The sequence below is a fragment of the Dryocola mayonis genome, assembly GCF_051307045.1.
Lineage (GTDB): Bacteria > Pseudomonadota > Gammaproteobacteria > Enterobacterales > Enterobacteriaceae > Dryocola.
In genome coordinates this window covers 3,998,442-4,010,206 of the sequence record NZ_CP150452.1, presented here as the reverse complement: position 1 = coordinate 4,010,206, position 11,765 = coordinate 3,998,442, and the positions used below count along the sequence as shown (strand labels likewise).

Below are 11,765 nucleotides of genomic sequence, written 5' to 3'. Positions count from 1 at the left end.
ATCAAGCTTTTAATTGAAGAGTTTGATCATGGCTCAGATTGAACGCTGGCGGCAGGCCTAACACATGCAAGTCGAACGGTAGCGGGAAGAAGCTTGCTTCTTTGCCGACGAGTGGCGGACGGGTGAGTAATGTCTGGGAAACTGCCTGATGGCGGGGGATAACTACTGGAAACGGTAGCTAATACCGCATAACGTCGCAAGACCAAAGAGGGGGACCTTCGGGCCTCTTGCCATCAGATGTGCCCAGATGGGATTAGCTTGTTGGTGGGGTAACGGCTCACCAAGGCGACGATCCCTAGCTGGTCTGAGAGGATGACCAGCCACACTGGAACTGAGACACGGTCCAGACTCCTACGGGAGGCAGCAGTGGGGAATATTGCACAATGGGCGCAAGCCTGATGCAGCCATGCCGCGTGTATGAAGAAGGCCTTCGGGTTGTAAAGTACTTTCAGCGAGGAGGAAGGTGTTGAGGTTAATAACCTCAGCAATTGACGTTACTCGCAGAAGAAGCACCGGCTAACTCCGTGCCAGCAGCCGCGGTAATACGGAGGGTGCAAGCGTTAATCGGAATTACTGGGCGTAAAGCGCACGCAGGCGGTCTGTCAAGTCGGATGTGAAATCCCCGGGCTCAACCTGGGAACTGCATTCGAAACTGGCAGGCTAGAGTCTTGTAGAGGGGGGTAGAATTCCAGGTGTAGCGGTGAAATGCGTAGAGATCTGGAGGAATACCGGTGGCGAAGGCGGCCCCCTGGACAAAGACTGACGCTCAGGTGCGAAAGCGTGGGGAGCAAACAGGATTAGATACCCTGGTAGTCCACGCCGTAAACGATGTCGACTTGGAGGTTGTTCCCTTGAGGAGTGGCTTCCGGAGCTAACGCGTTAAGTCGACCGCCTGGGGAGTACGGCCGCAAGGTTAAAACTCAAATGAATTGACGGGGGCCCGCACAAGCGGTGGAGCATGTGGTTTAATTCGATGCAACGCGAAGAACCTTACCTACTCTTGACATCCAGAGAACTTTCCAGAGATGGATTGGTGCCTTCGGGAACTCTGAGACAGGTGCTGCATGGCTGTCGTCAGCTCGTGTTGTGAAATGTTGGGTTAAGTCCCGCAACGAGCGCAACCCTTATCCTTTGTTGCCAGCGGTTAGGCCGGGAACTCAAAGGAGACTGCCAGTGATAAACTGGAGGAAGGTGGGGATGACGTCAAGTCATCATGGCCCTTACGAGTAGGGCTACACACGTGCTACAATGGCGCATACAAAGAGAAGCGACCTCGCGAGAGCAAGCGGACCTCATAAAGTGCGTCGTAGTCCGGATCGGAGTCTGCAACTCGACTCCGTGAAGTCGGAATCGCTAGTAATCGTGGATCAGAATGCCACGGTGAATACGTTCCCGGGCCTTGTACACACCGCCCGTCACACCATGGGAGTGGGTTGCAAAAGAAGTAGGTAGCTTAACCTTCGGGAGGGCGCTTACCACTTTGTGATTCATGACTGGGGTGAAGTCGTAACAAGGTAACCGTAGGGGAACCTGCGGTTGGATCACCTCCTTACCTTAAAGATACAACCCGCGCAGTGCTCACACAGATTGTCTGATAGAAAACGAGCAGTAAAACCTTATAGGCTTGTAGCTCAGGTGGTTAGAGCGCACCCCTGATAAGGGTGAGGTCGGTGGTTCAAGTCCACTCAGGCCCTACCAGATTCTCCGCTATCCTGCGTTACAGCATCACTCGCATATCAAAATATGCTTCGTGACGCTGCGCCTTGACTAGCGAACAATTTTCGGTAAATCAAAGGTTTTACGAAATCGATGGGGCTATAGCTCAGCTGGGAGAGCGCCTGCCTTGCACGCAGGAGGTCAGCGGTTCGATCCCGCTTAGCTCCACCATCATTTCATGCTCAATGGTATCTCAAAACTGATTCTCAGGAATCACGTTTGAGATATTTGCTCTTTAAAAATCCGGAACAAGCTGAAAATTGAAACGACATGTCGTCTCATTCTTCCGTAATAAAGAATGGGTTTACGATATGTTCGAGTCTCTCAAATTTTCATAATCTGAAGCGAAACATCTTCGGGTTGTGAGGTTAAGCGACTAAGCGTACACGGTGGATGCCCTGGCAGTCAGAGGCGATGAAGGACGTGCTAATCTGCGATAAGCGCCGGTAAGGTGATATGAACCGTTATAACCGGCGATTTCCGAATGGGGAAACCCAGTGCAATCCGTTGCACTATCGTTAAGCCAATACATAACTTAACGAGGCGAACCGGGGGAACTGAAACATCTAAGTACCCCGAGGAAAAGAAATCAACCGAGATTCCCCCAGTAGCGGCGAGCGAACGGGGAGCAGCCCAGAACCAGCATCAGTTTGTGTGTCAGTGGAAGCGTCTGGAAAGTCGCAGGGTACAGGGTGATACTCCCGTACACAAAGGCACACCTTCTGTGAGTTCGACGAGTAGGGCGGGACACGTGGTATCCTGTCTGAATATGGGGGGACCATCCTCCAAGGCTAAATACTCCTGACTGACCGATAGTGAACCAGTACCGTGAGGGAAAGGCGAAAAGAACCCCGGCGAGGGGAGTGAAACAGAACCTGAAACCGTGTACGTACAAGCAGTGGGAGCCTCTTTATGGGGTGACTGCGTACCTTTTGTATAATGGGTCAGCGACTTATATTCTGTAGCAAGGTTAACCGTATAGGGGAGCCGCAGGGAAACCGAGTCTTAACTGGGCGTTAAGTTGCAGGGTATAGACCCGAAACCCGGTGATCTAGCCATGGGCAGGTTGAAGGTTGGGTAACACTAACTGGAGGACCGAACCGACTAATGTTGAAAAATTAGCGGATGACCTGTGGCTGGGGGTGAAAGGCCAATCAAACCGGGAGATAGCTGGTTCTCCCCGAAAGCTATTTAGGTAGCGCCTCGTGAATTCATCTCCGGGGGTAGAGCACTGTTTCGGCTAGGGGGCCATCCCGGCTTACCAACCCGATGCAAACTGCGAATACCGGAGAATGTTATCACGGGAGACACACGGCGGGTGCTAACGTCCGTCGTGAAGAGGGAAACAACCCAGACCGCCAGCTAAGGTCCCAAAGTCATGGTTAAGTGGGAAACGATGTGGGAAGGCACAGACAGCCAGGATGTTGGCTTAGAAGCAGCCATCATTTAAAGAAAGCGTAATAGCTCACTGGTCGAGTCGGCCTGCGCGGAAGATGTAACGGGGCTAAACCATGCACCGAAGCTGCGGCAGCGACACTATGTGTTGTTGGGTAGGGGAGCGTTCTGTAAGCCGTTGAAGGTGGACTGTGAGGTCTGCTGGAGGTATCAGAAGTGCGAATGCTGACATAAGTAACGATAAAGCGGGTGAAAAGCCCGCTCGCCGGAAGACCAAGGGTTCCTGTCCAACGTTAATCGGGGCAGGGTGAGTCGACCCCTAAGGCGAGGCCGAAAGGCGTAGTCGATGGGAAACAGGTTAATATTCCTGTACTCGGTGTTACTGCGAAGGGGGGACGGAGAAGGCTATGTTGGCCGGGCGACGGTTGTCCCGGTTTAAGCGTGCAGGCTTGTGTTCCAGGCAAATCCGGAACACTTTAAGGCTGAGGCGTGATGACGAGGCACTACGGTGCTGAAGTGACAAATGCCCTGCTTCCAGGAAAAGCCTCTAAGCATCAGGTAACACAGAATCGTACCCCAAACCGACACAGGTGGTCAGGTAGAGAATACCAAGGCGCTTGAGAGAACTCGGGTGAAGGAACTAGGCAAAATGGTGCCGTAACTTCGGGAGAAGGCACGCTGGCGCGTAGGTGAAGTCCCTTGCGGATGGAGCTGAAGCCAGTCGAAGATACCAGCTGGCTGCAACTGTTTATTAAAAACACAGCACTGTGCAAACACGAAAGTGGACGTATACGGTGTGACGCCTGCCCGGTGCCGGAAGGTTAATTGATGGGGTCAGCCGCAAGGCGAAGCTCTTGATCGAAGCCCCGGTAAACGGCGGCCGTAACTATAACGGTCCTAAGGTAGCGAAATTCCTTGTCGGGTAAGTTCCGACCTGCACGAATGGCGTAATGATGGCCAGGCTGTCTCCACCCGAGACTCAGTGAAATTGAACTCGCTGTGAAGATGCAGTGTACCCGCGGCAAGACGGAAAGACCCCGTGAACCTTTACTATAGCTTGACACTGAACACTGGTCCTTGATGTGTAGGATAGGTGGGAGGCTTTGAAGCGTGGACGCCAGTCTGCGTGGAGCCAACCTTGAAATACCACCCTTTAATGGCTGGTGTTCTAACGTAGACCCGTAATCCGGGTTGCGGACAGTGTCTGGTGGGTAGTTTGACTGGGGCGGTCTCCTCCTAAAGCGTAACGGAGGAGCACGAAGGTTAGCTAATCACGGTCGGACATCGTGAGGTTAGTGCAAAGGCATAAGCTAGCTTGACTGCGAGAGTGACGGCTCGAGCAGGTGCGAAAGCAGGTCTTAGTGATCCGGTGGTTCTGAATGGAAGGGCCATCGCTCAACGGATAAAAGGTACTCCGGGGATAACAGGCTGATACCGCCCAAGAGTTCATATCGACGGCGGTGTTTGGCACCTCGATGTCGGCTCATCACATCCTGGGGCTGAAGTAGGTCCCAAGGGTATGGCTGTTCGCCATTTAAAGTGGTACGCGAGCTGGGTTTAGAACGTCGTGAGACAGTTCGGTCCCTATCTGCCGTGGGCGCTGGAGAATTGAGGGGGGCTGCTCCTAGTACGAGAGGACCGGAGTGGACGCATCACTGGTGTTCGGGTTGTCATGCCAATGGCACTGCCCGGTAGCTAAATGCGGAAGAGATAAGCGCTGAAAGCATCTAAGCGCGAAACTTGCCCCGAGATGAATTCTCCCTGAGACTTCAAGTCTCCTGAAGGAACGTTGAAGACGACGACGTTGATAGGCTGGGTGTGTAAGTGCAGCGATGCATTGAGCTAACCAGTACTAATGATCCGTGAGGCTTAACCTTACAACACCGAAGGTGTTTTGTGAGAGACAGAATAATTTGATTTTCAGCCTGAACCGAGATTTTAAGCCGGTGGTCATGAGCAGTGACGGCCGGAGAACAGAATATGCCTGGCGGCAACAGCGCGGTGGTCCCACCTGACCCCATGCCGAACTCAGAAGTGAAACGCCGTAGCGCCGATGGTAGTGTGGGGTCTCCCCATGCGAGAGTAGGGAACTGCCAGGCTCCAAACAGACAAAAAGGCCATCCGCAAGGATGGCCTTTTTGTCGTCTGCGTTTTACAACGATTTCCACCGTACAAGCCAAGCTCAGCGAGATAAGGTACACTAACCGGGTTTAAACTCAGGAAAGATATCGACATGAGCTCCTCTCTTAAGCCCTTCAATACTTTCGGTATTCAGGCCAACGCCCTGCGTATTGTTATTGCGCAAACGGTGCAACAACTCAGCGAAGCCTGGAACGAAGCCGTATCACTGCAAAATCCGGTTTTGATCCTGGGCGAGGGAAGTAACGTTCTCTTTCTTGATGATTTTGCCGGAACGGTAATAGTTAACCGCATTGCCGGTATTGAAGTCACGGAAGGGGATGACGCCTGGTATCTGCACGTTGGCGCCGGCGAAAACTGGCATCGCCTTGTTGAATATACCTTACAACAGTCTATGCCAGGACTTGAGAATCTGGCGCTGATCCCGGGCTGTGTCGGATCTTCCCCTATTCAAAATATCGGCGCCTATGGTGTTGAATTAAAAATGGTTTGTTCCTACGTGGACTGCGTTGATTTACGCAGCGGCGAATCGTGTCGTCTTGATAATGCCCAATGCCAGTTTGGCTATCGCGACAGTATTTTCAAGCACGATTACCAGCACAGCTATGCTATTACCGCCGTCGGCCTGCGCCTGCCTAAAATATGGCAGCCGGTACTGACCTACGGCGACCTGACCCGCTTTGATCCCGCTACCGTTACGCCGCAGGAAGTTTTTGACGCCGTATGTCATATGCGAATGACAAAGCTTCCGGATCCCCGCATCCATGGCAACGCCGGCAGCTTCTTTAAAAACCCTGTTATCGCGGCGGCGCAGGGCCGCCGAACTGCTGGCGGAATTCCCGCGTATGCCTCACTATCCGCAGGCTGATGGAGCGACAAAGCTGGCGGCAGGCTGGCTGATCGATCAGTGCGAACTAAAAGGATATCAGCTTGGCGGTGCTGCCGTTCATCGTCAGCAGGCGTTAGTGTTAATCAATGAGGCGCAGGCCTCAGGCCAGGATATCGTCGGCCTGGCGCACTATATCCGCCAGCGCGTGGGGGAAAAATTTAACGTGTGGCTGGAGCCGGAGGTTCGCTTTATCGGCCCGAAAGGTGAAGTCAGTGCCGTGGAGACCATTGCGTGAAAGATAACACAATCCCCCTAACCCTGGTCAGCATCCTTGCCGATGGAGAATTTCATTCTGGCGAGCAGCTGGGCGAAAAGCTTGGGATGAGCCGTGCGGCTATCAATAAACATATTCAAACGCTACGCGACTGGGGTGTCGATGTATTTACCGTCCCGGGAAAGGGATACAGCTTACCCGATCCTATGCAGCTGCTTGATGAATCGCTGATTAAATCGAAGATAGAAAAAGGCACGGTTGCTGTATTGCCCGTTATCGACTCCACTAACCAATATCTGCTTGAGCGTCTTGAGAGCCTGCAGCCCGGAGACGCCTGTATTGCGGAATATCAGCAGGCAGGACGCGGCCGGCGCGGACGGCAGTGGTTTTCTCCATTCGGCGCGAACCTTTATCTCTCAATGTACTGGCGACTGGATCAGGGGGCCTGCCGCGGCGGTGGGACTGAGCCTGGTCATCGGCATCGTCATGGCTGAAGTGCTTCGCGAGCTGGGTGCGAAAGACGTCAGGGTTAAATGGCCTAACGATCTCTATCTCAACGATCGCAAGCTGGCCGGCATACTTGTCGAGCTGACGGGCAAGACCGGTGATGCCGCGCAGATTGTCATTGGCGCTGGTATTAACCTTGCCATGCGTAACGTTGCGTCGGATGTGATTAATCAGGGCTGGATTAATCTTCAGGAAGCCGGAATTAATATCGATCGCAATGCGCTGGCGGTAACTTTAATACACGAGCTACGCGCGGCATTAACCTTATTTGAGCAAGAAAGCCTTACGCCATTCCTTTCTCGTTGGGAAGCGCTGGATAATTACGCTAATCGTCAGGTTAAACTTATTATCGGCGATCGTGAGATATACGGTATCTCGCGGGGAATAAACGAGCAGGGCGCACTGCTGTTAGAGCAGGATGGAGTAATTAAACCTTGGGTCGGCGGTGAAATATCGCTACGCGGGGTAAGCTAAAAAGGAAAGGGGGATCGTATCCCCCTTTTTATTATTTGCGTAGGCGGACACTTTCCACCGCGTGATTTGCGCTTTTAGTCATAATTAAGCTGGCACGTTCGCGGGTTGGAAGTATATTTTCTTTTAAGTTCAGCCAGTTAATCTCTTTCCAGAGCTGCAGGGCAATACTCACCGCCTCGTCCTCCGACAGCCTGGCGTAGCTGTGGAAATAAGAGTCCGGATCGGTAAACGCGCCTTCGCGGAATTTCAGGAAGCGGGTGATATACCAGTCCTGCAGTAACTCCTCTGGCGCATCAACATAAATAGAAAAATCGACGAAGTCCGAGACGAATACATGATGCGGATCGTGTGGGTAATCCATGCCGCTTTGTAAGACATTTAATCCTTCAAGAATTAAAATATCGGGTTGAGTAACGGTTTTATCGCCCTCAGGGATCACATCATAAATAAGATGAGAATAGACGGGCGCGGTGACGTTAGTTGCGCCGGACTTGAGGTCGGAAACAAATTTCACCAGGCGATGCATATCATAGGATTGTGGAAACCCCTTTTTCTTCATCAAATTACGTTCTTTAAGGACTTTATTCGGATGAAGAAAACCATCGGTTGTAATCAGCTCTACCCGACGATGTTCAGGCCAGCGGCTCAGCAACGCCTGCAGTACGCGTGCGGTTGTGCTTTTACCCACCGCGACGCTTCCCGCGATGCTAATAATGTAGGGAATACGCTGGCCGTTAGTGCCGAGAAATTGTTCAAGCACGGCCTGGCGGCGTAAATTTGAACTGATATAGAAGTTCAGCAGGCGCGAAAGGGGCAGATAAATTTCTGCCACCTCTTCAAGTGAAAGATCTTCGTTGATGCCTTTCAACCGAGCGACTTCCCCTTCGGTCAGGGTCATCGGCACTGAATTACGCAAGGCTGCCCATTGGCTTCGGTTGAACTGCATATAAGGAGTCGTCAACATTTGCTCTTTATTACTCATAAGCATGCTTCTGCCTGTAATTCAGGACAAAATGAACGTTAAACGCGGACCGGGGAAGGCAACCAACCCCGGATAATCAACGGCGCGCAACGTATTTTACTTTTTAACAATGGGCAGGAGGGTAACACCAGATGGGGGAGAATAATAAGAAAAAAACGATAACGTGATGCTTACCCGAAGAAGCATCACGTTTTTAGCGCGGCTTAACTCGCGATGGCGCGCATGAATTGATTCACGGCAAATAAGCGCTTGTAGTAGATAACGGCGGGATGATAATAGCCGTCATGGGAACAGACATAATCAGGCAGTTCCCCAAGGCAGCGGTATCCCTGTGAGCGATAAAATGCTTCCGCGGGCGTACCTGCCTGAATATCAAGAAACAGCAGCCCCCGATGATAGTCTGCCGCCGCCTTTTCTAAGGCGGAGATTAACTGCTTACCGATACCTTGCCGGCGGCACCTGCGATGCACTAACAGCGATTTGATCGTCGCGCGGTTCAAACCATCCGGTTCATTACAAAGCTCGAGACGTACCACGCCCGTCAGCCCGTACTCATCACGGGCAATCCACATCTTTATCTCGCCGTTATCGAGCGCGCCGCGTAATCGATAAAAGGTACTTTCCGCTTCTTCACGCGACAGAGTTTGCTGGTAACCCACGGATGCACCGCTTGCAATAGAATCGAGAAGCAGCGCGGCGAGTTCACGGCAGTAAACCGGCAGCGTGGCAGCATTCAAAGGAACAATATTCATCATCTGCTCTCCTCTATGGGTGTGATCCTGTAAAGCAATAAGCGATCCAACTTCTGCCGCGCCATGTTTTCGGGGGTTGTCTAACAAAAATGGGCTTCAGATGCCCAATCCGGGGGCAGTAAAAGCGCAGGATGCACTTTCGCAGTGCGGCAGGGGGGCCCGCTGTGATGTTGATGGAGCAGTGAATGCCTGTCTTTACGCATAAAAACTGACCGCTGGCGGCGGTTTAATCAGCAAATAGTCGACGTGTCGCGCAAAATGTGAGCGGTAGTGCATTTTATGCGATTTTTTTGTTGCATAGCGGCGCCTGTGTTCCTAGAATGCGCGCTACTTGATGCCGACTTAGCTCAGTAGGTAGAGCAACTGACTTGTAATCAGTAGGTCACCAGTTCGATTCCGGTAGTCGGCACCATCAAGTGCCTGGTGGGGTTCCCGAGCGGCCAAAGGGAGCAGACTGTAAATCTGCCGTCATCGACTTCGAAGGTTCGAATCCTTCCCCCACCACCATTTTAAGGCGACGCTTCGCGAAGCCCGAGACGATAAGCTCCAGGCGAGTCGGCTCGAATACTGAGAGGTCTCCTCTCATATTCAAAACAGAATTAAGCAGGTAGCCGAGTTCTAAGATGCGGGCATCGTATAATGGCTATTACCTCAGCCTTCCAAGCTGATGATGTGGGTTCGATTCCCACTGCCCGCTCCAGATGTGCTGATATAGCTCAGTTGGTAGAGCGCACCCTTGGTAAGGGTGAGGTCGGCAGTTCGAATCTGCCTATCAGCACCACTTCTATTCTCCTCCCTGTTTTTCTTCTGTTAATGAATTCAGCAAATTCAGGCATAAGCCTGGTTGATGTGGTGATACCACCGATTTATCCGTGTCTTAGAGGGACAATCGATGTCTAAAGAAAAGTTTGAACGTACAAAACCGCACGTTAACGTCGGTACTATCGGCCACGTTGACCATGGTAAAACAACGCTGACCGCTGCCATCACTACCGTTCTGGCTAAAACCTACGGCGGTGCTGCTCGCGCATTCGATCAGATCGATAACGCGCCGGAAGAAAAAGCTCGTGGTATCACCATCAACACTTCCCACGTTGAGTATGACACCCCGACTCGCCACTACGCGCACGTTGACTGCCCAGGGCACGCCGACTACGTGAAAAACATGATCACCGGTGCGGCTCAGATGGACGGCGCAATCCTGGTTGTTGCTGCGACTGACGGCCCGATGCCGCAGACCCGTGAGCACATCCTGCTGGGTCGTCAGGTAGGCGTTCCTTACATCATCGTGTTCCTGAACAAATGCGACATGGTTGATGACGAAGAGCTGCTGGAACTGGTGGAAATGGAAGTTCGTGAACTTCTGTCCCAGTACGACTTCCCGGGCGACGATACCCCAATCGTTCGCGGTTCCGCTCTGAAAGCGCTGGAAGGCGAAGCTGAGTGGGAAGCGAAAATCATCGAACTGGCAGGCTTCCTGGATTCCTACATCCCTGAGCCAGAGCGTGCTATCGACAAGCCGTTCCTGCTGCCAATCGAAGACGTCTTCTCCATCTCCGGTCGTGGTACCGTTGTTACCGGTCGTGTAGAGCGCGGCATCATCAAGGTTGGTGAAGAAGTTGAAATCGTTGGTATCAAAGATACCGCGAAATCTACCTGTACCGGCGTTGAAATGTTCCGCAAACTGCTGGACGAAGGCCGTGCGGGCGAGAACGTTGGCGTTCTGCTGCGTGGTATCAAACGTGAAGAAATCGAACGTGGTCAGGTTCTGGCTAAGCCAGGCTCCATCAAGCCGCACACTAAGTTCGAATCTGAAGTGTACATTCTGTCCAAAGACGAAGGCGGGCCGTCACACTCCGTTCTTCAAAGGCTACCGTCCACAGTTCTACTTCCGTACAACTGACGTGACCGGTACCATCGAACTGCCGGAAGGCGTTGAGATGGTCATGCCGGGCGACAACATCAAAATGGTTGTTACCCTGATCCACCCAATCGCGATGGACGACGGTCTGCGTTTCGCAATCCGTGAAGGTGGCCGTACCGTTGGTGCCGGCGTTGTTGCTAAAGTTCTCAGCTAATCGCTGATAACATTTGACGCAATGCGCAAGAAAAGGGCATCATTTGATGCCCTTTTTGTACGCTCTCGAACCAGAACCTGGCTCATCAGTGATTTTTTACTCATAATCATTGCTGAGACAGGCTCTGAAGATGGCGTTGATACCGAATAGCGTCTGAAAAGAGCGATTCGGTTTGGTTTTGCCTCGCGCCTGCGGGGCAAAAATGTTTGTCTGATTTATTGTGACAGGTTGGTTTATGAGTGCGAATACCGAAGCTCACGGAAGCGGGCGCGGCCTGGAAACGATGAAATGGCTTGCCGTTGCCGTTCTGCTGATTCTGGCGATCGTGGGTAACTACATTTATCGTGATGTGTCCTTGCCTCTGCGTGCCCTGGCAGTGGTTATTATGATTGCTGCAGCGGGTGGTGTCGCGCTGTTGACGACGAAAGGCAAAGCGACCGTTGCTTTCGCCCGCGAAGCGAGAACCGAAGTACGTAAAGTGATTTGGCCGACTCGCCAGGAAACATTGCACACCACCTTAATCGTGGCCGCCGTTACTGCTGTAATGTCACTGATTTTGTGGGGGCTGGATGGCATTTTAGTCCGTCTGGTTTCTTTTATTACTGGCCTGAGGTTCTGA

At 52.3% G+C, this 11,765-nt stretch carries 3 protein-coding genes, 6 tRNA genes, 3 rRNA genes and 3 pseudogenes; 13 read left to right on the top strand and 2 right to left on the bottom strand.

What is annotated here, in order from left to right:
- The first annotated feature begins 10 nt into the window (after positions 1 to 10).
- The 7 genes and pseudogenes from WLO32_RS19375 (at position 11) to birA (ending at position 7,334) form a co-directional block, all read left to right on the top strand.
- Positions 11 to 1,552 (top strand): 16S ribosomal RNA (locus tag WLO32_RS19375).
- Positions 1,553 to 1,620: 68 nt separating this feature from the next.
- Positions 1,621 to 1,698: transfer RNA gene (locus WLO32_RS19370), tRNA-Ile, on the top strand.
- A gap of 113 nt (positions 1,699 to 1,811) precedes the next feature.
- Positions 1,812 to 1,887, top strand: a tRNA-Ala gene (locus tag WLO32_RS19365).
- A 195-nt stretch (positions 1,888 to 2,082) separates the two neighbouring features.
- Positions 2,083 to 4,988: ribosomal RNA gene (locus tag WLO32_RS19360) — 23S ribosomal RNA — on the top strand.
- Between the two features lie 106 nt (positions 4,989 to 5,094).
- Positions 5,095 to 5,210: ribosomal RNA gene (rrf, locus tag WLO32_RS19355) — 5S ribosomal RNA — on the top strand.
- Together the 16S, 23S and 5S rRNA genes with 2 tRNA genes alongside form the textbook arrangement of a ribosomal RNA operon.
- A 134-nt stretch (positions 5,211 to 5,344) precedes the next feature.
- Positions 5,345 to 6,374: pseudogene (gene murB, locus WLO32_RS19350) on the top strand (UDP-N-acetylmuramate dehydrogenase).
- Positions 6,371 to 7,334: pseudogene (gene birA / locus WLO32_RS19345) on the top strand (bifunctional biotin--[acetyl-CoA-carboxylase] ligase/biotin operon repressor BirA). Before murB ends, birA begins: the two co-directional pseudogenes overlap by 4 nt.
- 31 nt (positions 7,335 to 7,365) lie before the next feature.
- Here the strand turns inward: birA and coaA are convergent.
- Entirely contained in the window at positions 7,366 to 8,316 is a 951-nt protein-coding gene (gene coaA / locus WLO32_RS19340; protein ID WP_435946593.1) for a type I pantothenate kinase, read from the bottom strand.
- A gap of 203 nt (positions 8,317 to 8,519) precedes the next feature.
- Entirely contained in the window at positions 8,520 to 9,068 is a 549-nt protein-coding gene (locus WLO32_RS19335; RefSeq protein ID WP_435948345.1) for an N-acetyltransferase family protein, read from the bottom strand.
- 336 nt (positions 9,069 to 9,404) lie between these two features.
- Here WLO32_RS19335 and WLO32_RS19330 point away from each other — a divergent pair.
- The 6 genes and pseudogenes from WLO32_RS19330 (at position 9,405) to secE (ending at position 11,765) form a co-directional block, all read left to right on the top strand.
- Positions 9,405 to 9,480 (top strand) — tRNA-Thr (locus tag WLO32_RS19330).
- 10 nt (positions 9,481 to 9,490) lie between these two features.
- Positions 9,491 to 9,575 (top strand) — tRNA-Tyr (locus tag WLO32_RS19325).
- Between the two features lie 118 nt (positions 9,576 to 9,693).
- Positions 9,694 to 9,768, top strand: a tRNA-Gly gene (locus WLO32_RS19320).
- A gap of 5 nt (positions 9,769 to 9,773) precedes the next feature.
- Positions 9,774 to 9,849, top strand: a tRNA-Thr gene (locus WLO32_RS19315).
- Between the two features lie 111 nt (positions 9,850 to 9,960).
- Positions 9,961 to 11,146 (top strand): annotated as a pseudogene (gene tuf, locus WLO32_RS19310) (elongation factor Tu).
- Between the two features lie 235 nt (positions 11,147 to 11,381).
- Entirely contained in the window at positions 11,382 to 11,765 is a 384-nt protein-coding gene (gene secE, locus WLO32_RS19305) for a preprotein translocase subunit SecE (RefSeq protein WP_435946592.1), read from the top strand.

Bases quoted from the DNA above. Each gene is read 5' to 3' on its own strand.
- secE (WP_435946592.1), top strand. From the start codon at position 11,382: ATGAGTGCGAATACCGAAGCTCACGGAAGCGGGCGCGGCCTGGAAACG.
- coaA (WP_435946593.1), bottom strand. From the start codon at position 8,316: ATGAGTAATAAAGAGCAAATGTTGACGACTCCTTATATGCAGTTCAAC.
- WLO32_RS19335 (WP_435948345.1), bottom strand. From the start codon at position 9,068: ATGAATATTGTTCCTTTGAATGCTGCCACGCTGCCGGTTTACTGCCGT.